General features: G+C 65.9%; 23 protein-coding genes and 2 pseudogenes. 11 read left to right on the forward strand and 14 right to left on the reverse strand.

The features are described 5' to 3' along the window. Window positions 1-9 precede the first annotated feature (9 nt). Window positions 10-921 carry an amino acid ABC transporter substrate-binding protein gene (locus I6F38_RS03265; protein WP_225159029.1) on the forward strand — a complete coding sequence of 304 codons (912 nt, stop codon included), beginning with the start codon at window positions 10-12 and terminating at the stop codon, window positions 919-921. Window positions 922-1,335: 414 nt separating this feature from the next. Further along, window positions 1,336-1,485 (forward strand): hypothetical protein, encoded by a 150-nt coding sequence (locus I6F38_RS03270; protein ID WP_018271828.1) that lies wholly within the window; start codon window positions 1,336-1,338, stop codon window positions 1,483-1,485. Window positions 1,486-1,538: 53 nt separating this feature from the next. On the opposite strand, the pseudogene I6F38_RS03275 reads toward I6F38_RS03270, so the two are convergent. Then, window positions 1,539-1,724, reverse strand: a pseudogene (locus tag I6F38_RS03275) (hypothetical protein); the annotation flags it as partial. Window positions 1,725-2,173: 449 nt separating this feature from the next. Between I6F38_RS03275 and I6F38_RS03280 the strand changes: the two are divergent. Next, window positions 2,174-3,367 carry an NADH:flavin oxidoreductase/NADH oxidase gene (locus I6F38_RS03280; protein WP_225159030.1) on the forward strand — a complete coding sequence of 398 codons (1,194 nt, stop codon included), beginning with the start codon at window positions 2,174-2,176 and terminating at the stop codon, window positions 3,365-3,367. Between the two features lie 153 nt (window positions 3,368-3,520). After that, window positions 3,521-4,879, forward strand: a complete 1,359-nt coding sequence (locus I6F38_RS03285; RefSeq protein WP_225159031.1) for a S41 family peptidase — start codon at window positions 3,521-3,523, stop codon at window positions 4,877-4,879. 183 nt (window positions 4,880-5,062) lie between these two features. Here I6F38_RS03285 and I6F38_RS03290 read toward each other — a convergent pair. The 5 genes and pseudogenes from I6F38_RS03290 to I6F38_RS03310 all read right to left on the reverse strand — a co-directional run bounded on the left by I6F38_RS03290 (window position 5,063) and on the right by I6F38_RS03310 (window position 12,302). After that, window positions 5,063-7,794, reverse strand: a pseudogene (locus I6F38_RS03290) (EAL domain-containing protein). A 157-nt stretch (window positions 7,795-7,951) separates the two neighbouring features. Further along, window positions 7,952-8,479 carry a cyclic pyranopterin monophosphate synthase MoaC gene (gene moaC, locus I6F38_RS03295; RefSeq protein ID WP_225159032.1) on the reverse strand — a complete coding sequence of 176 codons (528 nt, stop codon included), beginning with the start codon at window positions 8,477-8,479 and terminating at the stop codon, window positions 7,952-7,954. Window positions 8,480-8,483: 4 nt separating this feature from the next. After that, entirely contained in the window at window positions 8,484-9,305 is an 822-nt protein-coding gene (gene trpC / locus I6F38_RS03300) for an indole-3-glycerol phosphate synthase TrpC (protein ID WP_225159033.1), read from the reverse strand. An 11-nt stretch (window positions 9,306-9,316) separates the two neighbouring features. Continuing rightward, a complete protein-coding gene (gene trpD / locus I6F38_RS03305) occupies window positions 9,317-10,330 on the reverse strand; it encodes an anthranilate phosphoribosyltransferase (RefSeq protein ID WP_028334043.1) in 1,014 nt (337 codons plus the stop codon). Between the two features lie 70 nt (window positions 10,331-10,400). Then, entirely contained in the window at window positions 10,401-12,302 is a 1,902-nt protein-coding gene (locus I6F38_RS03310; protein WP_225159034.1) for a peptidylprolyl isomerase, read from the reverse strand. Between the two features lie 241 nt (window positions 12,303-12,543). On the opposite strand from I6F38_RS03310, the gene tpiA reads away from it, so the two are divergent. Then, complete coding sequence (tpiA, locus tag I6F38_RS03315) at window positions 12,544-13,296, forward strand: triose-phosphate isomerase (RefSeq protein ID WP_225159035.1); 753 nt, start codon at window positions 12,544-12,546, stop codon at window positions 13,294-13,296. 182 nt (window positions 13,297-13,478) lie between these two features. Here tpiA and I6F38_RS03320 read toward each other — a convergent pair whose 3' ends face one another. Both I6F38_RS03320 and I6F38_RS03325 read right to left on the reverse strand, forming a co-directional pair. Continuing rightward, window positions 13,479-14,012 (reverse strand): GNAT family N-acetyltransferase, encoded by a 534-nt coding sequence (locus tag I6F38_RS03320; RefSeq protein ID WP_225159036.1) that lies wholly within the window; start codon window positions 14,010-14,012, stop codon window positions 13,479-13,481. Between the two features lie 3 nt (window positions 14,013-14,015). Then, entirely contained in the window at window positions 14,016-14,582 is a 567-nt protein-coding gene (locus tag I6F38_RS03325; protein ID WP_225159037.1) for an XRE family transcriptional regulator, read from the reverse strand. Window positions 14,583-14,786: 204 nt separating this feature from the next. On the opposite strand from I6F38_RS03325, the gene secG reads away from it, so the two are divergent. Both secG and I6F38_RS03335 read left to right on the forward strand, forming a co-directional pair. Next, window positions 14,787-15,176, forward strand: coding sequence for a preprotein translocase subunit SecG (secG, locus tag I6F38_RS03330; protein WP_225159038.1), 390 nt, complete (start codon window positions 14,787-14,789; stop codon window positions 15,174-15,176). A gap of 167 nt (window positions 15,177-15,343) precedes the next feature. Further along, the gene (locus I6F38_RS03335) at window positions 15,344-16,975 is read left to right on the forward strand and encodes a CTP synthase (protein WP_057016524.1); all 1,632 of its coding nucleotides are present in this window, start codon (window positions 15,344-15,346) and stop codon (window positions 16,973-16,975) included. A gap of 23 nt (window positions 16,976-16,998) precedes the next feature. Here the strand turns inward: I6F38_RS03335 and I6F38_RS03340 are convergent, their stop codons facing one another. From I6F38_RS03340 to I6F38_RS03350, 3 genes are all read right to left on the reverse strand, one after another. Continuing rightward, window positions 16,999-17,661 (reverse strand): rRNA adenine N-6-methyltransferase family protein, encoded by a 663-nt coding sequence (locus tag I6F38_RS03340; protein WP_225159039.1) that lies wholly within the window; start codon window positions 17,659-17,661, stop codon window positions 16,999-17,001. A gap of 217 nt (window positions 17,662-17,878) precedes the next feature. Further along, a complete protein-coding gene (locus I6F38_RS03345; RefSeq protein ID WP_225159040.1) occupies window positions 17,879-19,258 on the reverse strand; it encodes a HAMP domain-containing sensor histidine kinase in 1,380 nt (459 codons plus the stop codon). Further along, complete coding sequence (locus tag I6F38_RS03350; protein ID WP_225159058.1) at window positions 19,255-19,929, reverse strand: response regulator transcription factor; 675 nt, start codon at window positions 19,927-19,929, stop codon at window positions 19,255-19,257. The genes I6F38_RS03345 and I6F38_RS03350 overlap by 4 nt, the downstream gene beginning before the upstream one ends. 169 nt (window positions 19,930-20,098) lie before the next feature. Between I6F38_RS03350 and I6F38_RS03355 the strand changes: the two genes are divergently transcribed. Further along, on the forward strand, window positions 20,099-20,425 hold the full coding sequence (locus I6F38_RS03355; protein WP_018271819.1) for an NIPSNAP family protein: 327 nt from the start codon (window positions 20,099-20,101) through the stop codon (window positions 20,423-20,425). 57 nt (window positions 20,426-20,482) lie between these two features. Here the strand turns inward: I6F38_RS03355 and I6F38_RS03360 are convergent, their stop codons facing one another. Further along, on the reverse strand, window positions 20,483-20,818 hold the full coding sequence (locus I6F38_RS03360) for a PAAR domain-containing protein (protein ID WP_069276776.1): 336 nt from the start codon (window positions 20,816-20,818) through the stop codon (window positions 20,483-20,485). A gap of 165 nt (window positions 20,819-20,983) precedes the next feature. On the opposite strand from I6F38_RS03360, the gene kdsA reads away from it, so the two are divergent. The 3 genes from kdsA to glsA all read left to right on the forward strand — a co-directional run bounded on the left by kdsA (window position 20,984) and on the right by glsA (window position 25,064). Next, a complete protein-coding gene (gene kdsA, locus I6F38_RS03365; RefSeq protein WP_225159041.1) occupies window positions 20,984-21,838 on the forward strand; it encodes a 3-deoxy-8-phosphooctulonate synthase in 855 nt (284 codons plus the stop codon). A 15-nt stretch (window positions 21,839-21,853) separates the two neighbouring features. Further along, window positions 21,854-23,047, forward strand: coding sequence for an MFS transporter (locus I6F38_RS03370; protein WP_225159042.1), 1,194 nt, complete (start codon window positions 21,854-21,856; stop codon window positions 23,045-23,047). A 166-nt stretch (window positions 23,048-23,213) separates the two neighbouring features. Continuing rightward, on the forward strand, window positions 23,214-25,064 hold the full coding sequence (gene glsA, locus I6F38_RS03375) for a glutaminase A (RefSeq protein ID WP_057016594.1): 1,851 nt from the start codon (window positions 23,214-23,216) through the stop codon (window positions 25,062-25,064). A gap of 9 nt (window positions 25,065-25,073) precedes the next feature. Here glsA and queF read toward each other — a convergent pair whose 3' ends face one another. Both queF and I6F38_RS03385 read right to left on the reverse strand, forming a co-directional pair. Further along, window positions 25,074-25,535, reverse strand: coding sequence for a preQ(1) synthase (gene queF / locus I6F38_RS03380; RefSeq protein ID WP_225159043.1), 462 nt, complete (start codon window positions 25,533-25,535; stop codon window positions 25,074-25,076). Between the two features lie 69 nt (window positions 25,536-25,604). Continuing rightward, complete coding sequence (locus tag I6F38_RS03385) at window positions 25,605-26,588, reverse strand: lyase (protein ID WP_225159044.1); 984 nt, start codon at window positions 26,586-26,588, stop codon at window positions 25,605-25,607. Between the last annotated feature and the right edge of the window lie 96 nt (window positions 26,589-26,684).

Here is a 26,684-nt window from a genome sequence, read left to right on the forward strand (position 1 = left end):
GAGCCGCCGATGCGTTTGCCCGCCATCCTCTTCGCTCTCACGCTCGCCGCAAGCCCCGCGGCGGCCGAGGAGCTGTCGGGCACGCTGCAGAAGATCAAGGAGACGAAGAAGGTCACGCTCGGCTTTCAGGAGGCTTCCGTTCCCTTCAGCTATCTCGACGACAATCAGCGGCCGATCGGCTTTGCGCTCGACATCTGCCTGAAGATCGTCGATGCCGTGAAGAAGGAGCTCGGCGTATCTGACATCGCCGTCGACTACCTCCCGGTGACCTCGTCGAACCGCATTCCGTTGATGGTCAACGGCACGATCGACTTGCATTGTTCGGCGACCACCAACAGCGCGGACCGTCAGAAGCAGGTGACCTTCACCAACACGCACTTCCTCAGCGCGACACGCTTTGCCGCCAAGAAATCCGCAGGGATCAACACGATCGACGATCTCAAGGGGAAGTCGGTCACCGCCGTTGCGGGCTCGGTGAACCTCACGCAGCTCATCAAGGTCAACACCGAACGCAAGCTCGGCATCAACGTTCTTCCGGCCAAGGACCAGGCCGAGGCGTTCCTGATGCTGGAGACCGATCGCGCCCAGGCCTACGCGCTCGACGACGTCCAGCTCGCCGTTGCCATCGCGCGGTCGAAGCAGCCTTCGCTCTACATGATCAGCGAGGAGGCGTTCTCGAAGGCCGAGCCGTTCGGCATCATGCTGCGCAGGGAGGACACCCCGTTCAAGGCGCTCGCCGACCGCGCCACGGCGGAGCTCTACAAGAGCCCCGAGATCGAGGTGATGTACAGGAAGTGGCTGGAAGCGCCGACCCCGCCGAAAGACATCAATTACAACGTCCCGATGTCGCCGGCGTTGCGCCACGCGTTCGCCAATCCGAGCTCGAGCTTCGATCCCGATGTGTACGAGGTCGGCAAGTAGCGTCATTTGCGGGCGCGCCCGCGCAAATCGGTCGTGATTCTCGGAGATCGTTCGCTCATCCCGCGACCAACAACAGTCCGCGTGCAGCTCCAATGATTTGCGGCCCCAGCGTGACGGCTGGGGCCGCAGGAGGTGGTGTGTGCCTCTGGGGCAATGAATCAGAGGACAGCCACTGAACCGCACATCGATGACAATGTTCCAACCGGCTGCGGCCGGCCGTGCCATGCTGCCATGCAGACTGAGAAGCTTGCAGACCGCGCCAGGACCGTACCATCATGACGTCGGCCGGTCCGAATCGAATGCGGGCCTGGTGGACGTCCCCAGCGTCGGCCTTCGGCCCCAAAGGGTGCCGGGGTCACATTTCTGCTTGCAGCTGATTTTTTTCGCTATGCCGATTGTTCTGCGGAGCCGACATTGAACCACGACGCATTGGCCAAGCTCACCGTCACCATCATTGTCCTGGTCGCGTTGCTGGTATGGCGCGTTGCTGACCAGAAGAAATCGATTGAATGCGGCGCAAATTGCCCAACCGATCTCTCCGCGAGCCGGAAGGCCGCTCAATAATATCTGAGCGACTCGATCCCGGTTCACGGCCACCTGGTCAGCATGGCGCGCAGCTAGCGCTTTGCGGGTGGGCCGCTCTTGTTGCCTGGTTGTCCCTTGATGTTCGACGGATCCTGTTCCTGGACATGCAGGTTCTGCGAGTTCGAACCGACCGTGCCCTGCTTGGCGGGCGGCCCGCTCTTGTTGCCCGGCGCGCCGGCGATCCCGGTTCCGGAACTTTGAGCGCTCGGAGACGTCGTGGCATTTGGGGAACCGGCGGCCGTGTCGGGGCGTCCCGGAGGCGTTGCGGCCGCGCCGGGCCTGTCCTGATCGCCGACATAGCCGGATTCACCGGAGTTGCGGGTCTTGGCACCCTTGTCGGCCTCGTTTTGCAGGTTCTGGGCAACCGCGTGTTGCGCCAGTATCGGGCCGGTTGCCATGGCACCGGCGATGAGCAGTGCGATTGTGCGGGTCCTCATGAGTGTCCCTCCTCGGGTTACCGGGGACAACACGCATCGCGATCATCATTTCCTGTGCGCGCGAAAAATCGCCGTGAGGGAACAGGCATCGCGAACCTGGCGCGATCCGTTCGAGTGGCCAATTGCGACCGCCCGCGCGCCTCTATCGGCCATCGCACGGTGCGTATATCGTCCGCGCCAAACACAAGATCGGTCCCGCACGCTGGGTAACGACGCATAATGAGGAAGCGATGTCCGACATGCTGCTGTTTTCGCCAATGACCATCCGCGGCGTCACGCTGAAGAACCGCATCGTGGTGCCGCCGATGCACCAATATTCCGCCGAGAAGGGCTTCCCGACCGACTGGCATCTGATGAATGCCGGCAAGTTCGCCGCCGGCGGCGCCGGTCTCGTGATCGTCGAATCGACCAAGGTCGAGCGGCGCGGCTGCGGCACAATCGGCGATCTCGGCATCTGGGACGACAAGTTCATCGCGCCGCTCAGCCGCCTCGTCGGCTTCATCAAGCAGCAGAACGCGGTCGCCGGCATCCAGCTCGGCCATTCCGGCCGCAAGGCGCGCGCGAGCCGGCCCTGGGAGGGCGATCGCCCGCTCGAACGCACCGCCGAGATCGACGACTGGGATGCCTGGACGCCGGTGGCGCCGAGCGCGATCGCCCATAGCGAGCGATGGCCAGTGCCGCGCGCGCTGGATACGCATGAGGTGAAGGACCTCGTCGCAGCCTGGGGGCAGGCGGCACGACGCGCCCATGCGGCAGGGTTCGAGGTGTTGGAACTGCACGGCGCCCATGGCTATCTCGTGCACGAATTCCTCTCCTGGCGCTCCAACCAGCGCAGCGACGAATATGGCGGCTCGGAAGCCAACCGGATGCGCTTCCTGATCGAGGTCACCGAGGCGGTGCGGGCGCACTGGCCGGATCACAAGCCGCTGTTCGTGCGGCTGTCGGTCGAGGACAATGCCGGCTGGGGCCCGGAGCAGAGCGCGCGGCTCGCCAGGATCCTGAAAGCGAAGGGCGTCGATGTGATCGACTGCTCATCGGGCGGAATCAGCGAGATGGCGCCGATCCTGGGCAAGGAGATCAAATACAACTATCAGGTGCCGCTCGCGGAATATGTCCGCGCCCATGCCGATATCATGACCATGGCGGTCGGCCTGATCATCCACGGGGACCAGGCCGAACAAATCCTGCGTGATAAACAAGCAGATTTGATCGCGGTCGGCCGGGAAATCCTCAATAACCCGAACTGGCCGATGGACGCCGCGCTCAAGCTCGGCGTCGAGGGGCCGTTCCGCAATGTTCCTCCGCAGTTCGGCTATTGGCTGGGCACGCGGGCCAAGCGCGGATTCGGCACCCAGCCGTCGACCTGGCAGAACGGGTTGCTGGAGACTGGGCCAAAGGCCGACGAAAGGCTGACAGGGGGCTGACAAGAGGCCGATCCGGGCACCGTGACAGGACCGTAATGGTCCGGTGACAAGGCGGCCTTGATCCGACCAAAAAGCCGTTGTGTGGTGCCCCGCGTCGGGGTGGGGCCGAATGTTGCGAAACGTTGCCGGCCGTTAGCGAAGGGATCACGGATAATGCGCAAACATGTTGGCTTCTTGCTCGGGACGGTCGCGGGCGCGTGTCTCACCCTGCTCGTGGCCTCGCCGCAGGGCGCGCATCTGTTCGCCGTCGCCAACGCCGCCGCGCATTCCGACAACAGCAGCACCTATTCGCAGCTCAATCTGTTCGGCGAGGTGTTCGAGAAGGTCAAGACCGACTACGTCGAGAAGCCCGAGGACTCCAAGCTCGTCGAGGGCGCGATCAACGGCATGATCTCCTCGCTCGACCCGCACTCCCGCTACATGAACGAGAAGGGCTGGGCGGAGATGCAGGAGACCACGCATGGCGAGTTCGGCGGGCTCGGCATCGAGGTCACCATGGAGGACGGCTTCGTCAAGGTGGTGGCGCCGATCGACGACACGCCGGCCTCGCGCGCCGGCATCATGTCGGGCGACGTGATCACGTCGATCGACGATGACCAGATCCAGGGCATGACGCTCGATCAGGCCGTCAACAAGATGAAGGGCGCGCCCAACAGCTCGATCCGGCTGAAGATCATCCGCAAGGACGCCGACAAGCCGATCGAGATCTCGATTACGCGCGAGATCATCCGCGTCCGTCCGGTCAAGTATCACGTCGAGGGCGGCGACATCGGCTATATCAGGATCACCTCGTTCAACGAGCAGACCACCGAGGGTCTGCGCAAGGCGATCGGCGATATCCAGAAGCAGATCCCGCAGGACAAACTCGCCGGCTACGTCGTCGACCTCCGCAACAATCCCGGCGGCCTGCTCGACCAGGCGGTCTCGGTGACCTCGACCTTGATGCAGCGCGGCGAGGTGGTCTCGACCCGCGGCCGCAATCCCGAGGAAACCCAGCGCTTCACCGCGCATGGCGGCGACATGACCAAGGGCAAGCCGCTCGTCGTCTTGATCAATGGCGGCTCGGCCTCGGCCTCCGAGATCGTCGCCGGCGCCCTGCACGACCACAAGCGCGCGACCCTGATCGGAACCCGCTCGTTCGGCAAGGGCTCGGTGCAGACCATCATTCCGCTCGGCACCGGCAATGGCGCGCTGGCGCTGACCACGGCGCGCTATTTCACCCCGTCGGGCCATTCGATCCAGGCACTCGGCATCAAGCCCGACATCGAGGTGCTGCAGGACGTGCCGGACGAGTTCAAGACCCGCTCGGAGATCAAGGGCGAGGCTTCGATGCGCGGCCATCTCTCCGCCGAGGGCGCCGAGCAGACCGGCTCGCAGTCCTACGTCCCGCCGGACGAGAAGAACGACAAGGCGCTGGCCGCGGCGTTCAACCAGCTGCGCGGCGTCACCGTCAACGCCGACGCCAAGAACGCCGACACCAAGGCCGCGCAGAAGCGCCCGGTGCCGAACTAGAACCTGTAGCCCGGATGGCTCTATCCGGGCTACGCAGCAAAATATCGAAAACAACCCCATGCAAAGGAGCCCGTGGTGGCTGGCGCTCGACCGGGCAACTTGACACGTCGGGCAATTACAGGGTATTTTTCCAAAATTCCGAAATCGTGCAGGCGCCACTCGGGCTCCGACTTTCGAGCAGCCTTACGCCGCGCCGGCGATCGGCTTGCGTCGCCGCGCCGTGCTCGCGCCCGCAGCGGGGCCGCGGCGGTGCCCGGCCAGCAGCTCGCGGATCTGGGCGGCGGGCTTCGGCGGGCTGAACAGATAGCCCTGCATTTCCGAGCAGCCGAGCTCGCGCAGCAATTGCTGCTGCTGCGCGGTCTCGACGCCTTCAGCCGTCGTCGTCATGCTGCGCTCGGCGGCGATGTTGACGACGGCCTCGACGATGCCGGCCGAGCCTTGCGGATCGGCGATGTCGGTGACGAAGCAGCGGTCGATCTTGATCTTGTCGAACGGGAACCGCTTCAAATAGCTCAGCGACGAATAGCCGGTGCCGAAATCATCGAGCGCGATCCTGATCCCGATGGCGCGCAGCTGGTGCAGCGCGGCCAGCGCCGTCTCGTCGTCGCGGATCAGCACCGCCTCGGTGATCTCGAGCTCGAGCCGGCTCGCTGACAGCCCCGACGATGCAAGCGCCGCGATCACCTTGAGCGCCAGCGTGCCGCTGCGGAACTGCACCGGCGAGACGTTGACGGCGAGCCTGACGTGGTCGGGCCAGTTCACGGCTTCCTTGCAGGCCGTCATCAGCACCACTCGCCGAGCTGGTTGATCAGGCCGGTCTCTTCCGCAATCGGCACGAATTCGGCCGGCGAGATCATGCCGCGCTGTGGATGACGCCAGCGCACCAGCGCCTCGCAGCCGGTGATCTCGTCGCTGCGCAGGTCGACGCAGGGCTGGTAATGCACTTCGAGCCCGCTGCCGGCGGCGATCGTCTGCCGCAACTCCATCTCGAGCTCGCGGCGGGCGCGGGCGTCGGCATCCATCGCCGGCTCGAAGAAGCGGAAGACGCGCCGGCCGGCCGACTTCGCCGCATACATCGCAAGATCGGCGTTCTTCATGATCTGGTCGAGATCGGTGCCGTCCTTCGGCGCCAGCGCGATGCCGATGCTGGCGTCGGTCGTGACCTGGTGGCCGAGGTATTGATAGGGCGCGCGGATCACCTCGTAGATGCGCGCGACGAGGTCGGCGACCTCGGCCTCGCTCTTCACCCCCGTCTGCACGATCGCGAACTCGTCGCCGCCGAGGCGGGCGACGAAATCGCCGTCGCCGATCACGCCGCTCAGCGTCCGCGCCACGGACTTGAGAAGCTCGTCGCCGACCATATGGCCGAGCGAGTCGTTGACGCCCTTGAATTCGTCGATGTCGATATAGAGCACCGCAAGCTGGCTGTCGGGCGTGACATGCGGCAGCTCGCGCCTGATCTCCTCGTGGAACAGCGCGCGGTTCGGCAGGTCGGTGAGCGCATCGTAGTGGGCAAGATGCGTGATGCGCTCCTCGGCGCGGCGGCGCTCGGTGACGTCCTCATGGGTCGCCAGCCAGCCGCCGTCGGCCAGCGGCTCGTTGACGACCTGGATCGAGCGTCCGTCGGGCGTCGTGATCACCATGGTATTGCGGATGCCGACGTCGCGCAGCACGAGATTGACGTAGCGCTCGACGTCGCCCTGGAACGAGCCGGTCCGGTGACGATGGACGATGACGTCGCGGAAGCTGCAGCCGGGCTTGATGATGTCGGCCGACAATCCGTACATCTCGATATAGCGCCTGTTGCAGATCACCAGGCACTGCGCGGCATCGAACAGCAACAGGCCCTGCGTCATGTTGTTGACGGCGGTGTCGAGCCGCAGCTTCTCCAGCGTCAGGCGCTGCTGCTGGGCGCGATGCTGCTGCACCAGCTTGCGCACCACCAGCGTCAGCAGGATCGCGATCGCCAGCACCGAGATGCTGGTCACCGCGATCAGGATGCCGATCTGCTCGCGCCAGTTGGCGAGCGCCGCCTCCGTGGTGCTCGTCGCGACGACGACGATCGGGAATTTGGTCAGTGCCCGCGACGACACCAGGCGGTCCTTGCCGTCGACCGGGCTGGCGAGCCGCGTCGTGCTCTGCGGCAGCTCGAACACCTGCTGCTGATTGACCGGACCGTTGCGGAAATTCCTCCCGATCAGCTCCTCGACATGGGGATAGCGCGCCAGCAGCGTGCCGTCGCGATGATGCATCGAGATCGCGGCGCCGTCGCCGAGCGCCACGGTGGAGAAGAACTTCTCGAAGGCCGCCGGCTCGATGCCGCGGCCGACCACGCCGAGGAATTCGCCATGCGGACCGGTGACCTTGCGGACGATAACGGTGGTCCAGTTTCCAGTGATGCGGCTGACCACCGGCGCGACCTGCATGTCCGGTGAATAGGGGCTCGACTTGAAGATCTGGAAGTAGGGGCGGTCGGCAATGCTGGCCTGCGGTAGCGGCCAGGCACCCGAGCTGTTGATCAGAACGCCGTCGGTGTCGAACACATTGAGGCTGCCGACATTGGACAGCGCGTCCATCTTGGATTTGAGCATCGCATGGATGTCGGCGGCCGACATCCGGCGCTTGTAATTCTCCGGCGTCGCGATTGAATTGTCGCGCATGAACGCGATCAGGTCGCGCTGGACGACTTCGAGATCGTCGAGCTGCTGGTCGAAATGCCGCGCCAGCAGCAGCACGGTGTTCTCGAGCTCACGCTCGCTGTTATGCAGGGCGCGATCGCGGAAATTCTCCGCCATCAGCGTAGCGCCGATCGCGATCGCGGCCATCAGCACGGCGCCGCCGAGGATCAGCCAGCGGATCGGACCGCTGCCGATCACCGAGGTGATGTTGAACGTGGCGCTGCCGTTTGGAGTCATTTGCCGCAATCGCTTCCAGGTGCTTCACCCGGAAGTAGGTCTCGTGCACCCCCGGCCCGCGAAAGTAGTATCCAATCGAAATGGAGCGCGGGTTAGCGAGATTGGTTAATGAAATCTTGCGGGTATTTGCGACAGGCCGTCGCGTGCGTACCGGCGATCACGCGCCGGCGCGATAGTGCCCGGACTTGCCGCCGATCTTCTCGACGAGGTGGATGCCCTCGATGCGGATGCCGCGGTCGACCGCCTTGACCATGTCATAGATCGTCAGGCATGCGACCGAGACCGCGGTCAGCGCCTCCATTTCGACGCCGGTCGGCCCCGTCACCTTGACGCTGGCGCGGACGATGCAGCCAGGCAGCTTGCGGTCGGGTGTGATGTCGATCGTAACCTTGGTCAGCGCCAGTGGATGGCAGAGCGGGATCAATTCCGAGGTTCGCTTCGCCGCCATGATGCCGGCGATGCGCGCCGTCGCAAGCACGTCGCCCTTCTTGGCCTGGCCGGTTTCGATCAGCGCCAGCGTCGCCTTGCTCATCACGACGCGGGCTTCGGCGACGGCGGTCCGCTCGGTCGCGGGCTTGGCCGAGACGTCGACCATCCGCGCCTCGCCCTTGGCGTCGATATGGGTGAGGGCGGTGCCGGAGCCGGACGGCCCGGCCTTGGTCTTGCCCTTGCTGTTCCGCGCCATTGCGTCAGCGCGTTGCGGTGGCGCGCGGCGCGGCCTGCCGCGTCAGCAAGGCGCGGGTCGCCGCGGTGACGTCCTGCTGCCGCATCAGGCTTTCACCGACCAGGAAGGTCGACATCCCGACCCGTTCGAGCCGGGCGAGATCGTCAGGCGTGAAGATGCCGCTCTCGCCGACCATCAGACGGTCGGGCGGGATCAGTGGCGCCAGCGCCTCGCTGGTCGCGAGCGTGGTCTCGAAAGTGCGCAGATTGCGGTTGTTGACGCCGATCATCGGCGAGCGAAGTTTCAGGGCACGGTCAAGCTCGGCATGATCGTGGATCTCGACCAGCACGTCCATGCCGTAGCCGAGCGCGGCGTCCTCGATCTCCCCGGCCGCCGTGTCGTCGAGCGCGGCCATGATGATCAGGATGCAGTCGGCGCCATGGGCGCGCGCTTCCGCGACCTGATAGGTGTCGAACATGAAATCCTTGCGCAACACCGGCAGGCTGGTCGCCGCGCGGGCCGCAACCATGAAGTCGAGATGGCCCTGGAACGAGGGCGCGTCGGTCAACACCGACAGGCAAGCCGCGCCGCCGGCCTCATAGGCTTTCGCGAGCACAGGCGGATCGAAGTCGGCCCGGATCAAGCCCTTCGAGGGCGAGGCCTTCTTCACTTCCGCGATCAGCGCGTAGTCGCCGCGCGCATGCTTGTCCTTGAGGGCGCGGACGAAGCCGCGCGGGGCCGAGGCCGATTTGGCCTGCGCCTCGACCTCGGCGAGCGGATGGGTGCGCTTCGCGGCGGCGATCTCCTCGCGCTTGTAGGCCTCGATCTTGGTCAGGATGTCGGACATGTTTCGCGCTCTCAGCCGTTGGAAACCGCGACCAGATGCTTCAGCCGCGCGGCGGCAGCACCGCTGTCGAGCGACTGAGCGCCGATCGCGACGCCTTCCTTGAGGTCCTTGGCGCGGCCGGCCACGATCAGCGCGGCAGCGGCGTTGAGCAAGGCGACGTCGCGATAGGCGCTCGGCTTGCCCTGCAGCACGCTGGAGAGCGCGATCGCATTGGCATCGGCGTCACCGCCCTTCAGCGCCTCGCCGCCGACGCGGCCAAGGCCGGCATCCTCGGGCGTCACCTCTGATGTCCTGATCTCGCCGTTCTCGAGCGTCGCAACGAAGGTCGGGCCGGTGAGGGTGATCTCGTCGAGGCCATCGGAGCCGTGCACGACCCAGACCTTGTCGGAGCCGAGGTTCTTCAGCACCTGGGCCAGCGGCTGCACCCATTGCCGTGAGAACACGCCGACCATCTGCCGCTTGACGCCGGCCGGGTTCGATAGCGGGCCGAGCAGGTTGAAGATGGTGCGGGTGGCGAGTTCGACCCGGGTCGGACCGACATTCTTCATCGCCGGATGATGCGCGGGCGCGAACATGAAGCCGATGCCGGCTTCCTTGACGCAGCGCCCGACCTGTTCGGGCGTCAAATCGAGCTTGACGCCGAGCGAGGCCAGCACGTCGGCGGCGCCCGAGCGCGACGACAATGCGCGGTTGCCGTGCTTCGCCACGGGCACGCCGGCGCCGGCCACGATGAAGGCCGCGCAGGTCGAGACGTTGACCGAGCCGGAGCCGTCGCCGCCGGTGCCGACGATATCGACGGCCTCCGCCGGCGCCGTGACCGGCAGCATCTTGCCGCGCATCGCGGTGACGGCGCCGGTGATCTCCTCGACGGTCTCGCCGCGCACCCGCAGCGCCATCAATAGCCCGCCCATCTGCGAGGGCGTGGCTTCGCCCGACATCATGCTGTCGAAGGCGGACGCCGCCTCTTCACGCGTCAGCGTGGCGCCGGTGGCGACTTTTCCGATGATCGATTTCAGGTCGTCCATTCGCTGGCTCAGGGTCTGTTGTTGGAGCTTGATCGCCGCGCAGCGCGTCGTCGCGATGTCCCGATCATGCTCAATTATTTGCGCCTGTCACCTGTGCGAAGGCTGCCTGGTTGATGGTCACACCGATATCGGACTCGATCTTTGTGACATATTGCGCGACCTGCTCGTCGCTGAGCGACCGCCGCAGCGCCTCGGTGAGCTGCTTGGCCGCGTCGGACGCGAAGTCCACCGGCGGCACCGTCACGTTGGTGACGCGGAAGACCACCCACTGGCTGCCGCCGGCGACGGAGGTCTGTCCGTCACCGTCCTTGGCGGTCCGGAATGCCGCCGCAATCACGCCGGCCGGCACGGCAGGCAGCGAGGCCTCGCGGTTGAAATTCGCCGCGGTTTCGACCTTGACGCCGGCGGCGGCGGCTTCGTCGGCGAGCTTGGCGCCGCTGTCGAGCTTCTGGACGATCTCGGTCGCCTTGGCACGCAGCTTGGTGGAGATCTGGTCTTCGCGCCACTTGGCCTCGACCTGATCGCGAACCTCATCGAGGCTGCGCTCGCGCGACGGCGTGATGCCGAGCACGTCGTACCAGACATAGCCGCCGTTGAACTGGATCGGATCGTTGTCGACGCCGACGTCGCTGCTGAAGGCCTGCGACACTACGTCGAGACCGCGCGGGATGTTGGTCGCGACCTGGCCGTTCGGCAGCCGCCCGGAGCGATCGACCGCGTCGATGGTAATCGGCGTCAGCTTCAGCTTCTGTGCGGCTTCGACGACGCTGGCGCCGCCGCCGCGCTCGTCTTCCATCTTGTCGCGCAGGTCGGCGACCTTGGTGCGGGCGCGCTCGGAGGCGATCTCGTTCTTCACCTGCTGGGCGAGGCTCTCATAGCTCGGGGTCGCGCCGGGCTCGACCTTGCCGACCTTGACCAGCGCGACGCCGAAGCGGCCCTGCACCGGCTGGCTGACTTCGCCTGCGGGCAGGGAGAAGGCGGCATCGGCGACGGCCGGATCGAGGATCGCCGACTTCGCGACCAGGCCGAGATTGACGTCGGCCAGATTGAGGTTGCGCTCCTTGGCGATGTCGTCAAACGACGCGCCCGACGCAATCCGCCCGCGCGCGGCCTGCGCCTCGCCGGCGTCCGGAAACACGATCTGCGAGACCTCGCGCTTCTCCGGCGTGCTGAGCCGGTCCTTGCGCTCCTCGAAGATCTTCCTGGCGTCCTCGTCCGACACCGTTTCCCACTTGCCGATCTCCTCGGGCGTGATGGCGACGAAGGAGATCTTGCGGTATTCGGGCGCGCGGAACTGGGCTTTGTGGTCCTCGAAATAGGCGGCGAGCGCCTCGGGCGAGGGCGGATCGATGGTGCCGGCCTGCGCGGCGCCGAGCGTGATGTAGTCGATCGAACGCTGCTCGTTCTGGAACCGGGTCAGCGCCTCGACCAGAGATTTCGGCGGCTCGATCCCGGACGAAATGGTGCCGGCGATCTGCCGCCTGAGGCCAACGCGGCGCTGCTCGGCGATGTAGCGACCTTCGGTATAGCCATAGTTGCGGATCACGGCCTGGAAACGCTGCGGGTCGAACTGGTTGTTGAGGCCCTTGAAGTTCGGATCGTTGTAGATCGCGCGCAGCACCTCGGCGTCGGACACGTTGAGGCCCATGCGGCGCGCTTCCTCGTCCATCGCGGCTTCCGCAAGCGTCTGCTGCAGCACCTGGCGGTCGATGCCGAAGGCGCGCGCCTGGTCCGGCGTCAGCGGGCGGCCGAACTGACGGCCAAGCTGCTGCAGGCGGTCGGTATAGATCTGGCGGAACTGCTCGGCCGAAATCTCGGTCCCGCCCACCTTGGCGAAGGTCGACTGGCCAAACCCCTTGAAAATGTCGGCAATGCCCCAAATTCCGAAACTGACGATCAAAACGCCCATCACCACGGCCATAATCGTCTTGCCGAGCCAGTTTGATGAGGCTTTCCGCATTCCTCGAAGCATGGGTCCAACTTGTTTTACAGGAGGGGAACCGGGTCGTGCCCAATGGGGAGCCGAAAGTCGAGGCTTTTGTCCCGCAGCAGGGCGTCACCGGGTTGAAAACCCATCATAAAGTGGCCGAAGCGCCCCCGCAACCTTGGCCGCGCGGGCGGAAGCGTCGCACGGTGTGCGCGAAGCCGCGCTCTGGAAGTCGCCGCCCGGCTCTGGTAGCGCAAGGACACGCTTGAACGATGGGAAATCCGACATGACCGACGCCATCCGGCCGCTGATCGCCGGCAACTGGAAAATGAACGGCCTGAAATCCTCTTTTGCCGAGTTCGACGCGATGCTGGCCGGCGCCGGCGATGTCGCCGGGAAGGCTGATCTCCTGGTCTGTCCGCCCGCGACATTGGTCGGGGCGTTCGCCGACAAGGCGCGCGGCTCGAAGGTCGCGGTCGGCGCCCAGGATTGCCATCCCAAGGCATCGGGCGCCCACACCGGCGATCTCTCGGCGGAGATGTTCAAGGATCTCGGCGCGGTCGCGATCATCGTCGGCCATTCCGAGCGGCGCGCCGACCACGGCGAGACCGATGCCTTGATTCGGCAGAAGGCGGAGGCCGTGTGGCGCGCCGGGTTGACCGCGATCGTCTGCATCGGCGAGACGCGCGAGCAGCGCGACGCCGGCAAGACGCTCGATGTCTGCGGCACCCAGCTTGCGGGCTCGCTGCCCGACGGCACGACCGCGGCCAATCTGGTGGTGGCCTATGAGCCGGTCTGGGCGATTGGCACCGGCCTGACCCCGACCGCCAAGGATGTCGAGGAAGTTCACAGGTTTATCCGAGGTCAGCTCACCGATCGCTTCAAGGGCGAGGGAAACAGGATCAGGATCCTCTATGGCGGCTCGGTCAAGCCGTCGAACGCGGCCGAGCTGATGGCCGTCGCCAATGTCAACGGCGCACTGGTCGGCGGCGCCAGCCTGAAGGCGTCGGACTTTTTGGCGATCGCTGCGGGGTGTTAGGCGGCGCCGCCGCGGATTGGGTGCGCTCACCGTCACCCTGAGGTGCGAGCGGAGCGAGCCTCGAAGGGTCGACGGCCCGGCCCGTGGCCGTTCATCCTTCGAGACGCCGCTTCGCGGCTCCTCAGGATGACGGGGTTGCCAGTATTGCGGGGCCAGTTGCCATCGGCGTCTGCTCGACAGAATTAAGCAGCTGCCGCCGCGCCGATCCGCTTCCAATAGATCATCGTCCCGGTGAGGCCGCCATGCGGCTTCAGCGCGTAGTCGGGGATGATGCCGGTGAGCTGAAATCCCAGCCTTTCGTAGAGCGGGGCGGCGCCGTCCTCTTCGGCGGTGTCGAGCACCAGCAGTGTGCGGCCGTGCGTGATCGCAAGCTGCTCGGCCGCGCGCATCAATTCCGTCGCGACGCCGCGGTGGCGATGGGTGACGCGCGTCATCATCTTTGCAATTTCCGCCCGATGCGGCTGGTTGGGCGGGAGCTTGAGCAGCAGCGTCACCGTGCCGATCAGATCATTGCCGGTGAATGCGCCGAGCACGATGCGCTCGCCACGCGCGGCGGCGCCGAGCGAGTCCTGCCAGAATGCATCGGCGTCATCCGGCGACAACGGATGCATGAAGCTCACCGAGCCGCCGCCGGCGACGGTCTCGATCAACAATTCGCTGAGCGCGCTGCGAATCCCGGGCGCATCCTCGAGCGGCTTGATGGCAAACTGCGACATGCATCAGCTCCGGGCCAGGGTGACCACATAGGTGCAGGAGACGTTGGTCTCGTTGGCGAAGGTCGTCTCCGCCGGCGGGCCGAATCCGAGGCAATCGCCGGCGGCGAGCAAATGGCGCGCGCCGCCTTCGGTGATGACGAGGCTGCCGCTGAGCACCCAGACCAGTTGGCGGATATGCGCGTAGGAGGAGGCGGGCAGGGTCACGGTCTGCTTCGGCGGCAGCTCGACCCGCACCAGTTCGACCGGATGGTCGGGACGGCTGAACACCTGGCGGCGCAGATAGCCGGTTTCCGGATCGCGCCAGACCGGTTGCGCGGCGGCGCGCGACAGCCGTTCGCCGTGGCCTTCGGCGCGCAACATCAGGCCGGCCAGGGTGAGATCGAAAGCCGAGGCGAGGCGCACCAGCACGACCGCGGTGGGGCTGACGTCGGCGCGCTCGATCTTGCTGATCGTGGCCTTCGAGACGCCAGCGCGTTCGGCGAGATCGGCCAGCGACCAGCCCCGGCCGTCGCGCTCGAGCCTGATCCGCTGCGCCAAGCGTTGGCTCAGGTCGTCTATCAAAGTATCCATATGTCCATTATAGTAGAAATCACCGGTTCCCGGCAAGGCCCGGCCGGGCCGCGATCGGCGCCGCTTGTGATCGTGGACAGTGCGACTATCTCGGGGGTGACAATGCCCGGTGCAATCGTGTAACAGGGCGCGACTTCACGAAAACCGTAGAGCCGATAGCGCCGTTTGTCTGGCCGCTTGGCGGCTTGTGACGGAAGGCTTGCGATGCAGACTGTCGTTATCATTGTCCACCTCATGATTGTCGCCGTCATGATCGGCGCCGTGCTGTTGCAGAAATCCGAAGGCGGTGGCCTTGGCATGGGAGGCGGCGCCGGCTTCATGTCGAGCCGCGGCACCGCCAATTTGCTGACGCGCACCACGGCGATCCTCGCGGTGGGCTTCTTCATCACCAGCCTGTTCCTGTCCTGGTACGCAGGCTACGACCGCAAGCCGAGCTCGATCATCGGCGCCGGCGCACCGGCGCAGACGCAGCCGGCCGGCGGCACGCCGATGAACGCGCCGACCTCGGGCGGCATCCTCGATTCGCTGAAGAAGGCCGACGAGCAGCAGGGGCAGCAGGCCCCGAGCGGCCCGCAGGCGCCACGGTCGCAATAAAGCAGGGTGGCCATGCAGGATGCCCCGCTGGCATCCTGCATCAGAAACCCCCATCAATGCTCTGAAATCGCTTCCAGTTCGATGCAACCCACAGCCCGGCGAATTGTTTGCCGGGAACAGCCGATTCGTTTTGCGAATCGCCGGAGTCGGATTAAAGGTAAAGTCCCATGGCGCGGTACATATTCATCACCGGCGGCGTGGTCTCCTCGCTCGGCAAGGGTCTGGCTTCAGCGGCGCTCGGCGCTCTGCTGCAGGCCAGGGGCTACAAAGTCCGCCTTCGCAAGCTCGATCCCTATCTCAACCTCGATCCCGGAACGATGTCGCCGTATCAGCACGGCGAAGTGTTCGTGACCGACGACGGCGCCGAGACCGATCTCGATCTCGGCCATTACGAGCGTTTCACCGGTCGTCCGGCCACCAAGGCCGACAACATCACGACCGGGCGAATCTACCAGGACATCATCACGAAGGAGCGCCGCGGCGATTATCTCGGCGCCACCATCCAGGTGGTCCCGCACGTCACCAACGCGATCAAGGAATTCGTGCTGTCGGGTAACGACGAGTTCGATTTCGTGCTGGTCGAGATCGGCGGCACCGTCGGCGACATCGAGGGCCTGCCGTTCTTCGAGGCGATCCGCCAGCTCAAGAACGAACTGCCGCGCGATCACGCGGTCTACATTCACCTAACGCTTCTGCCGTACATTCCAAGTGCCGGCGAACTCAAGACAAAACCGACGCAGCACTCGGTGAAGGAGCTGCGCTCGATCGGCATCCAGCCGGACATCCTGCTGTGCCGCACCGACCGCGAAATCCCCAAGGAGGAGCGGCGCAAGCTCGGCCTGTTCTGCAACGTGCGCGAGAGCGCCGTGATCGAGGCGCGCGACGTCGACAACATCTACGCCGTGCCGGAGGCCTATCACGCCGCCGGCCTCGACGACGAGGTGCTGGCCGCGTTCGGCATCACCGCGAAGATTCCGCCGGCGCTGCAGAGCTGGCACGTCATCAACGAGCGCGTCCGCAATCCGGAAGGCGCGGTGACGATCGCCATCGTCGGCAAATACACCGGCATGAAGGACGCCTACAAATCGCTGATCGAGGCGCTGTCGCACGGCGGCATCGCCAACAAGGTGAAGGTCAATCTCGACTGGATCGAGAGCGAGGTGTTCGAGAACGAGGACCCGGCGCCGTTCCTCGAGCACGTCAACGGCATCCTGGTGCCCGGCGGCTTCGGCCAGCGCGGCGCCGAGGGCAAGATCCGCGCGGCGCAGTTCGCGCGCGAGCGTGACGTGCCGTATTTCGGCATCTGCTTCGGCATGCAGATGGCGGTGATCGAGGCGGCGCGCAATCTGGTCGGCATCGAGGACGCCAACTCGACCGAGTTCGGCCCGACCAAGGAGCCGCTGGTCGGCCTGATGACGGAATGGCTGCGCGGCAACGAGCTCGAGAAGCGCTCGCAGAGCGGCGATCTCGGCGGCACGATGCGGCTCGGGGCCTATCCCGCGGCGCTCAACCGCGGCAGCCGTGTCTCGCAGGTCTATGGCGGCGCGACCGAGATCTCCGAGCGGCACCGCCATCGCTACGAGGTCAACACCGCCTACAAGGATCGCCTCGAGCAGCACGGCCTGCGCTTCTCCGGCATGTCGCCCGACGGCGTGCTGCCGGAGATCGTGGAGTACGAGGACCATCCCTGGTTCATCGGCGTCCAGTTCCATCCCGAGCTGAAATCGCGCCCCTTTGAACCGCATCCTCTCTTTGCGTCGTTCATCGAGGCGGCAGCCAAGCAGAGCCGGCTGGTTTAACTGAGCGGCCGTCAGCTGCGCCGTTACACGGCGCAGTCCTCGCTGGCCCGGCGTTCCTTCTTGATCGGTGAAACGTTTGCATCAGCCGCCGGCGTACCGTCGCGCGTCATCACCTTGTATTGCGGACGTCGCGTCAGCCGGTAGACCGCGGCCGGCGGCACGTTGAGGATGGCGCGGTCGATCAGCGTGGCGCGCAGACCGAGCCGGTCGAGGATCGGCCGCGGCACCGGGCAGCGCATGCCGTAGGTGAATTGATAGAACGCGCCGCCGGGACGCAGATAGCTGAACGCGCCGCCGACGATCGAGATGACCTTGCGCGGCGACATGTTGAGCAGCGGCAGTCCGCTGACGACGGCGCCGACCGGCGCGCCATCGTAGAGCCGCTCCGAGGCGAGGCGCGCCGCGTCCATCCACAGCACCCGCGCACCGGGAAAGCGCAGCTGCAACAGCCGCATGAAATCCGAGCCGTATTCGATCAGCGTCAGATCCTGCTGGCGCACGCCGCGCTTCAACAGCTGATAGGTGAACGCGCCCGTGCCCGGACCGAGCTCGAGCACCGGGCCGGTGTCGGCGCTGATGTCGCGCGTGATCAGTTCGGCGAGCGCAGCGCCCGACGGCGCAATGGCGCCGACGCGGCCCGGGGCCGCCATCCACGCCGTGAAGAAAGACAGCAGATCATGTGACATTGGGATTCCCAGCAAAGTGTCGCGGCGCTTCGACTCAAGATGCGAAGCGTGATGCCTTGTTTGCGGGAGCTGCATTGCGACAACATTGCGCGAGGTCCCCATTCCGATTGAATCGGAACGGGGCTCTCGACTCTGGCTTTGACGCGTTTCCCTCACGCGTACCGGTGCCCATCCCGCATCGAGTGCGGGACAGGCTTCGCTCGAAAACGCTTTGGCATCACGACGCGAAGGGCGCCGGCGGTAAGGTGAGGCGGAAGCACGCGCCGCCCTTCGGACCGTCGAGCACGGAGACATGACCGCCGTGCAGCCTTGCGATCTCGCGCACCATGTTGAGGCCGAGCCCGGCGCCGCGGTCGAGCGGCGCGAGCCGATAGAACGGATCGAAGATCCGAGTGCGCTGGTCCTGTGGAATGCCGTCGCCTTCATCCGATACGTCGATCGTCGCGGCGCTGCCGACATGGATGGTGATGGTGCCGCGGCGGCCGCCATGCTGGATGGCGTTCTGCACCAGATTGGTGAGCGCGCGCTCCAGCGCCGCCCGATCGCCCAAGGTCTCAACCCGATCGGTTGCGGGTTCGAGCGACAGCTCGTAGCCGGCCGCGATCGCGAGCGGCGCAAGGTCGGCCGCGACATTGCGTGCGACCGCGACGAGATCGACGCGGACAAACGGATTGCGGCACTGGTCGAAGCGCTGGATGTCGAGCAGCTGCTCGGCCAATGTCGCAAGCCGCGCCGAATCCTCGAGCAGGCGGGTTTTCTCCGGGCCTGGCGGCAGCGACTCCAGCCGCGTGTTGAGGATCGCGATCGGCGTGCGCAATTCATGCGCCGCGTCGGCGACGAAGCGCTGATGCCGGGAATAGCCGTCGTCGAGCCGTTTCAGCGCATCGTTGATGGCGGTGACCAGCGGCGCCACTTCGAGCGGCAGATGGTCCGCCGACAGCCGGCTGCCGCGCTGGCGGAAATCGATCCGGCGCGCTTCGTCGGCGGTGGTATCGAGACCGGCGAAAGCGCGCTTCACCACCATCGGCGTCGCGATGAAGGTGGCGCATGCCATCAGGAAGAGGCCGGGCAGGGCAATGGCGAGGAATGCCAGCGTCGTGGCGAGCGCGGTCTTGACGCTCGACATTGGCCCTTGCGTCGCTGTGAGCACCTGCACCGGGCCGGCGTCGGAATTGACGCGCTTCAGCCGCGCCGGCGGCTTGCGCGGATCATCCTCGAACATCTGCCAGCCGAGCCGCGCCTGGCTGATCTGGTCGAGCGCGTCACCGATCCTGGCAAATTCCGGCGGCACCGCGCCTTCCCTCAGCGAACGGCCTTGCCGGTCGCGCACCAGGAACCAGAGGTCGGGCGTGTCGTCACGAAGCTTTTGCAGTTCGGCCGTCGGGCGCAAGATCAGCTCGCCCTTGCCGTCGCGCGCGACCGCGCCCTGCACGATGGAAATCACATGATCCTCATCGCGCGGAACGATCAGGAAGCCGGTGGCACACAACGCGCTGATCAGGCAGACGATCAGCATGGCAAGCAGCAGCGCCTGCAGCGTCACCAGCCGCCAGCTCAGTTGCGAGCGCAGGCAATAGTGCTCGGCCTGTTCGCTCATGACGTTTGCTTCAGGAGATAGCCGACGCCGCGGATGCTGTGGATCTCGACGCCGGCGTTGGCGTCGGCAAGCTTGCGCCTGAGACGCGAGACGTGCGCATCGAGCGCGTTCGACTGGATCTCGTCCTCGAAATTATAGACGGCTTCCTCCAGCGTCGCGCGCAGCACGGTGCGGCCCATGCGGCGCAGCAGCGTCTCCAGCACCAGCAGTTCGCGCCGCGGCAGGTCGAGCGGACGGCCGTCGACGCTGGCCTCCCGATGGCTGCAATCGAACGCCACGCGGCCGGCCCTGATGATCTCGAACTGCAGTCCGGCGGGGCGGCGCAGCACGGCGCGCAGCCGCGCCAGCAGCTCCTCGACGGCGAACGGCTTGGCCAGATAGTCGTCGGCGCCACTGTCGAGGCCGGTGATGCGGTCGGTGAGGTCGCCGCGCGCGGTCAGCACGATGATCGGGACACCGTCGGCCTTGGCGCGCAGCTTCGGGATCAGGGTGAGGCCGTCGCCGTCCGGAAGCTGGCGGTCGAGCAGGACCGCGCCATGCACGTCGGCACAGATCGCTTCCTCGGCCTCGGCAAGGTTCGGCACGTGGTCGACCACCATGTCGTAGCCCTTCAGCGCCTGTGACAGCGCCGCCGCCATTTCGGCCTCATCCTCAACCAGCAGTATCCGCATGTCCTTGTGGGTCCAGCTCCTGAAGGCAGGTTTTAGGGCAAGTAACATTGCAACAACATTGCGGAAATGGCTGCCTGTCGCGAGCAGGGGTGCCATGTTGTCACCCCCTCAAGACAGTCCGGAAGGCGCTGGCTATAACCGCCCGCACACAAATCTGGGAGGACTGCCAATGATCTACGAGACCCGCGTCTATCGCTGCCTGCCGGGACGGCTGCCGGCGCTGCTCAAGCGCTTCGAGACCATCACGCTGAAGCTCTGGGACAAGCACGGCATCAGGCAGGCCGGCTTCTTCACGACGCTGGTCGGGGAATCCAACCAGGAGCTGACCTATCTGCTGGCCTGGGAATCGCTCGCCGAGCGCGAGAAGAAGTGGACCGCGTTCCAGACCGATCCGGAGTGGATCACCGCGCGCGCCAAGACCGAGGAGGACGGCCAGATCGTCCTCAACATCGTCAACCAGCTTCTGGTGCCGACGGCGTTTTCGTCGGTCAAGTGACGCGGTGGACGCAGGGGGCGCGATGACGAGACTTCGTCGCGCCCAGTGACGGCGCGGCTATTGCGGGCAGCCCGAGGTCTGATCGCCCTGGGTCACCATCGGCTTGCCGTTGATGAAGACGCCGTGGCTGCCGGAGGTCGTCTTGCCGCCGCAATGCGTGCGATCGCCCATGACCACCGCCGGCTTGCCGTTGATCAGGACGTTGGGCACGCCCTCGACAAGCGCGCCGCCATTGCTGGTGGTGTCGCCACTGCGCGCCGCCGGCTTGCCATTGACGGTCACGCCGGTGGCGCCGCTGGTGACGACCCCGGGCTGGCTGCTGGTCTGGCCGTAGGCGAGGCCCGACATCGCCGACAGGGCGGCGACGGCTCCGATCATCAGCGGGATGCGCATGGCTTCCTCATGGGAATCTGTTCCGCGCCAGTTTATAGGCGCTGTTTGGGCGGGATTGTGTTAGCACGGCGCACCCACGGCGTCAGCGCAATCCCCTCATCGTGCGGGATGGCTTGATCCGTCCCGCCCGGGACTGCATGGTCGCCGGCAAAAGGATGCAGCATTTTGACCAATCAAGTTTCCGCGCAAGCCGCGCCGATCGTTCCCGTCGGATCGGCCAAGTTCGGCAATGCCTTGCCGATTTCGATCATCGCCGGTCCGTGCCAGCTCGAGAGCCGCGCGCATGCGCTTGAAGTGGCGTCCGCGCTGAAGGAGATCGCGGCCAGGCTCAAGATCGGTCTGGTGTACAAGACCTCGTTCGACAAGGCGAACCGCACCAGCGCGACGGCGGCGCGCGGCATCGGATTGGCGCAGGCGCTGCCGATCTTCGCCGAGATCCGGTCTTCGCTCGGGCTGCCGGTGCTGACCGACGTGCATGAGGCGACCCAGTGCGCCGACGTGGCGCAGGCGGTCGACGTGCTGCAAATCCCGGCCTTCCTGTGCCGGCAGACCGATCTGTTGCTGGCTGCGGCCGCGACCGGCAAGGCCGTCAATGTCAAGAAGGGCCAGTTCCTGGCGCCGTGGGACATGGCCAATGTGGTCAGCAAGATCACCGGCGCCGGCAACGCCAATGTCCTGGTCACCGAGCGCGGCGCATCGTTCGGCTACAACACGCTGGTCTCGGACATGCGCGCGCTGCCGATCTTGTCGCGCACCACCGGCGCGCCTGTCATCTTCGACGCCACCCATTCGGTGCAGCAGCCCGGCGGCAAGGGCACCTCGTCGGGCGGCGAGCGTGAATTCGTGCCGGTGCTGGCGCGCGCCGCGGTCGCAGTCGGCGTCGCCGGCGTGTTCATCGAGACCCATCCCGATCCGGATCACGCGCCGTCCGATGGCCCCAACATGGTGCCGCTCCGTGACTTCGAGTCCCTCGTCAAGCGGCTGATGCAGTTCGACGCGCTGGCGAAGACGGCGGCCTGACCGGCGGACAACGACATGACCGCAACCAGCGGCATGCCGCCGGCCCTCAACGTGATCACGCTGGCGACCTTCGCGGCGAGCCTGTCGGTGCGCGCGCTCGATCCGGTGCTGCCGCATGTCGCTGATGATTTCGGCGTCAGCATCGCGACGGCGGCGAGCTTTGCCGCGGTGTTCGCCTTTACCTTCGCCGCGGTGCAGCCGGCGATCGGCGCCGCTGCCGACCTGTTCGGCAAGGCGCGGCTGATGACGATCTGCCTCGGACTGCTCGGCGTCGCCAACATTCTCGGCGCGCTCTCGACCTCGTTTCCGATGCTGTTCGTGACCCGCATCCTTGCCGGCGTCGGCTCGGGCGGCGTGTTTCCGGTGGCGCTGTCGCTGACCAGCGATCTGGTCGGTCCGGATAAGCGGCAGCTCGCGATCGGGCGAACGCTGGCCGGCTCGATGACCGGCAATCTGCTCGGTGCCACGGCATCCGGCCTGATCGGCGACTTCCTCGGCTGGCGCGGCGTGCTCGCGGTGCTCGGCGGCCTCGTGATCATCGTCGCGCTGGCGGTTGCGGCCGGCTTCCGCGGCGCCGCGCTGAACCGTCCGCCGCGCACCAGCCTGAAGGCCCTTCGCCACGGCTACCGCACCATCTTCACCAATCCGAACGCCCGCATCTGCTACTCGGCGGTCTTCATCGAAGGCTGCTGCGTGCTCGGGCTGTTTCCCTTCATCGCCTCGTTCCTGTTCGAGCTCGGCGAGACCTCGCTGTCGATCGCCGGCATCGTGATCGCGGGCTTTGCGATCGGCGGATTGCTCTACACGCTGACGGTGTCGCGCCTGCTGCCGTGGATCGGGGTGAGGGGGATGATGGTCGTCGGCGCGACGCTGGTCGCGATTCAATTGGTCGGGGTCGCCTTCGGGCCGCACTGGAAGCTGCAGATGGCGAGCCTCCTGGTGATGGGCCTCGGCTTCTACATGATCCACGGCTGCCTGCAGGTGTTCGCCAGCGAGCTGTCGGTCGAGGCGCGCGCCACCGCGCTGTCGCTGCACTCGTTCTTCTTCTTCATGGGCCAGACCGTCGGCCCGATCGCCTATGGCTTCGGCCTGCAACACGTCGGCAAGACCGCGACGCTGGTCTCGGCCGCCGCCGTGATGGTCGTGCTCGGCTTTATCTGCGCGCGGTTTCTGCGGCAGACCAGGCCCGCCGATGCGCAGACAACCTAGGCGTCCACGGGCCCACCGGCGGTGGCAGACACAACAAGCAGGGAAGCGGGGTGCAGCGTCAGGATGACGCATGTCGCAGCAGCGTTCGGACGACCGCGCATGGCATGAGGATTGCTTATTTCTCGCCATTTGAGGTGAGAGCGTGGACGTCCAGACTGGCTGGCCTATTCGAGGGAATGCGGACGTCAGGACAACGGGATATGGCACCGAGCCTCCACTTCAACGTTTTCTGGCCTCCTGCCACCAAGAATTCAAATCGGACAATTCCGGCGCGCTCGCCGACTACATTCCGGAGCTGAAACGGGCCAACCCGGCGCATTTCGGCATCAGCCTCGTCACCATCGATGGCCATGTCTACGAAGTCGGCGACAGCGCCGCTCCTTTCACCATCCAGTCCGTTTCGAAGGCGTTCGTGTTTGCGCTGGCCCTCGATCTCGTCGGCGAAGCGCGCGTCGCGTCGGCGATCGGCGTCGAGCCGAGCGGTGAGGCATTCAACTCGATCCGGCTGACCAACGACAACAAGCCGTTCAATCCGATGGTCAACGCCGGCGCGATTGCCTGCTCCGGGCTGATCCACGAGGTCGATGGCCGCGCCGCATTCGAGCGCATCCGGGACAAGCTCGGCCAATTTGCCGGCCGCGAACTCGACGTCGACGACGCGGTCCATGCGTCGGAGACGGCGACCGGCAACCGCAATCGCGCGATCGCCTGGCTGCTGCGCAACTACCTCGTGCTGCAGGACGGCGTCGATGCCGTGCTCGATATCTATTTCCGGCAATGCGCAATTCTCGTCACCGCGCGCGACCTCGCGGTGATGGCCGCAACGCTCGCCAATCGCGGCGTCAATCCGGTCACCGGCGTCCAGGTGGTGACGCCGCATGTCGTCGCGCGCACGCTGTCGGTGATGACGAGCTCGGGCATGTACGACTATGCCGGCGAGTGGATCTATCGCGTCGGAATGCCCGCCAAGAGTGGGGTCGGCGGCGGCATCGTCGCAGCGCTCCCGTCGCAATTGGGGCTCGGCACCTTTTCGCCGCTGCTCGATGGGCACTTCAACAGCGTGCGAGGCCTGAAGGTTTGCGAGGCGCTGTCGGCGCGATTTGATCTGCATATGCTCAACCGCAGCGGCGACGTCCGCACCTGCATCATCGCCGACTACGACATCTTCGGCATCACCTCCCGCCGCAGCCGCCAGCCGCACGAACAGCAGATCCTTGATGACCGCCACAGCGACACCCGCGTCATCGAGCTGGTGGGGGCGCTCAACTTCGCGTCGATCGACTATGTCACTCGCCGGCTGTCCAGCGAGCCGCCCGGCGCGCCGCTGCTGATCCTAGATTTCCACCGCGTGCCCGACATCACGGCAGCCGGCGCCCAGCTGCTGGCTGAGAAAATCGCCACGCTCGGAAATTCCGGTGTCACGACGATCATCTCCGGTGTCGAGACGACGTCGCCGGTCTGGGCCACGATCCGCGCGCAGATCGAAGAGCCGAAGCGGTTGCGGCATTTTCCGCTGCTCGACGACGCCGTTGAATGGGCCGAGGATCAACTGATCTACCGCTATGGCGGCTTCACCGAGACCAAGGAGACCGCCCATCTCGGCGAGCAGGCGCTCTTGGCCGATCTCGCGCCCGAGGAGATCGCTGCGCTCGCCGAACTCTCGACGCCGCGCCGCTACGACGCCGGCCAGCGCATCGTCGTGGCCGGCGAGCCGGCCAATTCGTTGTTCTTCCTGCAAAGCGGGATGGTGAGCGTGAAGCTGCCGAGCGGCGTGCGGCTTGCCTCCCTTGGGCCGGGGATGGAGTTCGGCGAGATGGCGATCATCGAGAGCCACCGCAGCGCCGACGTCTGGGCGGACACGCCGGTCAAATGCCTCGAGCTACCGATCGACAGCTTTGCCGACTATCGTCAGCTCCACCCGCAGATTTCGATGAAGATCATGCGCAATCTTTCCGCACTGCTGGCGCGCCGCCTCATCCTCGCCAATGCCAAGGTCGATCTGCTGAGCGCCTATTGAGACGTCGGATCAGCCCCGGCCTCGATAGGGCACGACGCCCTGATCGGGAACCCAGACGCCTTTCGGCAGTCGGCCGGTCTGAAAGAACACGTCGATCGGGATGCCGCCACGCGGATACCAATAGCCGCCGATGCGCAGCCATTTCGGCTTGATCTCGTCCGAGATGCGCTTGCCGATCATGACGGTGCAATCCTCGTGGAAGGCGCCGTGATTGCGGAAGCTCGCCGCATAGAGTTTCAGCGACTTAGATTCCAGGAGCCACCGGCCCGGCACATAGTCGAGCACCAGATGGGCGAAGTCCGGCTGGCCGGTGATCGGGCAGACCGAGGTGAATTCCGGGATAGCGAAGCGCACCAGATAATCCGTGCCGGCCTGCGGATTGGGGACGCGGTCGAGCACCGCCTTGTCCGGGCTATCCGGCCACGCGACGGCACGGCCGAGTTGCAGGGTTTTCTTCGCCATGGGCCTCATCCTTGTGGGAGCGGCCGAAATGAACGGAAGCGGGCGGTTCGTCAACCGTCCGCGTGCGGGGGCAGGGTCCTACGAGGGCGCGGCAGTCTGGATCAGGACCAAGCGGTCTTGGCCGGATTCACAGCCCCAAACCTCGCCGGGCCGGCCATCGAGTTGCCGGACATTCGCGCCGGCGCGGTCGCTCGGAAAGGCGTTGAAGGTCGCGCCCACCGGATCGAAGCGCACGATCGCGTTGGCCGAGAAATCGGTGAGCCAGACCTTATCCTTGTCGTCGACATAGACGGCATAGGTCCGCGGATTGCTGCCGGGCAGCTTCCAGGCCCTCCACGTCCCGTCGGCGGGATCGTGCACCGACACGTTGCCGCTGTTCCATTCGCTGACCCAGATCCGCCCCCGCGAATCCGACCACACCCGTCGCGCGCCCTGTTTCGGCGTCGGCGGCTGGACCACGCTGGCGTTGCCGGTCGCAAGGTCAATCCGTGCGATATAGCTGCCGGCAAGCGAGGCGTACCAGATGTCGCCGTTTGGGGTCACGGTGATGCCGTAGGGGCCGACGCCGCGCGGTGCCTCGAACACCTTCATCTCACCGGATTTCGGATCGAGCCGGCCGTAGAAGCCGGACTGGCCGGTAAACCAGTAGACGCCGCGCTTGTCGAACACGCCGGTGTTGAGATTGGCGTCAGCGGCTTTCTCAGGCAGGCGGAACAGCGTCACCTTGTGGTCGCCGGGGTCGACGCGGGCGATCGCATTCTGCCCGCCCTCGGTTACCCATGGCGCGCCGTCGGGGCCGATCGTGACGCCGTGCGGGGCCGCACCCTTGCCGAGGCTGACCAGCTTGAACGCACTGTCGCGCGGATTGAGCCGGCCCAGCGCACCGCTGCGCTGGCCCGTGAACCAGACGGTGCCATCGGGCGCTGGCGTGACATCGTGCAGGCCGGTCCCGGCGTCGACGTTGAAATATTTCACCCGGAACGGCGTCTGGGCATCCTGCGCCTGCGCTCTCGTGGTCAAAATCGCGGCAGTGGTGGAGGCGAGAAACTGGCGACGGTTCATTGCGTTATCCCGGCTTCGTGAAACAATGGGCCAGCACGCGAAGGTAATCGCCGACAGCATAAACCCACCACATTGCACCGTCAGACGGGCCGGGCG

The sequence above is a fragment of the Bradyrhizobium sp. BRP56 genome, assembly GCF_020194035.1.
In the GTDB taxonomy this organism is placed as follows: Bacteria; Pseudomonadota; Alphaproteobacteria; order Rhizobiales; family Xanthobacteraceae; genus Bradyrhizobium; species Bradyrhizobium australafricanum.

What these genes read in the sequence shown, in the direction of transcription:
- I6F38_RS03385 (WP_225159044.1), bottom strand. Translation starts at nt 26,588, where the DNA reads ATGAACCGTCGCCAGTTTCTCGCCTCCACCACTGCCGCGATTTTGACC.
- I6F38_RS03280 (WP_225159030.1), top strand. Translation starts at nt 2,174, where the DNA reads ATGTCCGACATGCTGCTGTTTTCGCCAATGACCATCCGCGGCGTCACG.
- I6F38_RS03370 (WP_225159042.1), top strand. Translation starts at nt 21,854, where the DNA reads ATGACCGCAACCAGCGGCATGCCGCCGGCCCTCAACGTGATCACGCTG.
- I6F38_RS03345 (WP_225159040.1), bottom strand. Translation starts at nt 19,258, where the DNA reads ATGAGCGAACAGGCCGAGCACTATTGCCTGCGCTCGCAACTGAGCTGG.
- I6F38_RS03325 (WP_225159037.1), bottom strand. Translation starts at nt 14,582, where the DNA reads ATGGATACTTTGATAGACGACCTGAGCCAACGCTTGGCGCAGCGGATC.
- I6F38_RS03360 (WP_069276776.1), bottom strand. Translation starts at nt 20,818, where the DNA reads ATGCGCATCCCGCTGATGATCGGAGCCGTCGCCGCCCTGTCGGCGATG.
- I6F38_RS03285 (WP_225159031.1), top strand. Translation starts at nt 3,521, where the DNA reads ATGCGCAAACATGTTGGCTTCTTGCTCGGGACGGTCGCGGGCGCGTGT.
- I6F38_RS03320 (WP_225159036.1), bottom strand. Translation starts at nt 14,012, where the DNA reads ATGTCGCAGTTTGCCATCAAGCCGCTCGAGGATGCGCCCGGGATTCGC.
- secG (WP_225159038.1), top strand. Translation starts at nt 14,787, where the DNA reads ATGCAGACTGTCGTTATCATTGTCCACCTCATGATTGTCGCCGTCATG.
- I6F38_RS03340 (WP_225159039.1), bottom strand. Translation starts at nt 17,661, where the DNA reads ATGTCACATGATCTGCTGTCTTTCTTCACGGCGTGGATGGCGGCCCCG.
- trpD (WP_028334043.1), bottom strand. Translation starts at nt 10,330, where the DNA reads ATGGACGACCTGAAATCGATCATCGGAAAAGTCGCCACCGGCGCCACG.
- I6F38_RS03310 (WP_225159034.1), bottom strand. Translation starts at nt 12,302, where the DNA reads ATGCTTCGAGGAATGCGGAAAGCCTCATCAAACTGGCTCGGCAAGACG.
- moaC (WP_225159032.1), bottom strand. Translation starts at nt 8,479, where the DNA reads ATGGCGCGGAACAGCAAGGGCAAGACCAAGGCCGGGCCGTCCGGCTCC.
- trpC (WP_225159033.1), bottom strand. Translation starts at nt 9,305, where the DNA reads ATGTCCGACATCCTGACCAAGATCGAGGCCTACAAGCGCGAGGAGATC.
- tpiA (WP_225159035.1), top strand. Translation starts at nt 12,544, where the DNA reads ATGACCGACGCCATCCGGCCGCTGATCGCCGGCAACTGGAAAATGAAC.
- I6F38_RS03355 (WP_018271819.1), top strand. Translation starts at nt 20,099, where the DNA reads ATGATCTACGAGACCCGCGTCTATCGCTGCCTGCCGGGACGGCTGCCG.
- queF (WP_225159043.1), bottom strand. Translation starts at nt 25,535, where the DNA reads ATGAGGCCCATGGCGAAGAAAACCCTGCAACTCGGCCGTGCCGTCGCG.
- I6F38_RS03265 (WP_225159029.1), top strand. Translation starts at nt 10, where the DNA reads ATGCGTTTGCCCGCCATCCTCTTCGCTCTCACGCTCGCCGCAAGCCCC.
- I6F38_RS03335 (WP_057016524.1), top strand. Translation starts at nt 15,344, where the DNA reads ATGGCGCGGTACATATTCATCACCGGCGGCGTGGTCTCCTCGCTCGGC.
- I6F38_RS03350 (WP_225159058.1), bottom strand. Translation starts at nt 19,929, where the DNA reads ATGCGGATACTGCTGGTTGAGGATGAGGCCGAAATGGCGGCGGCGCTG.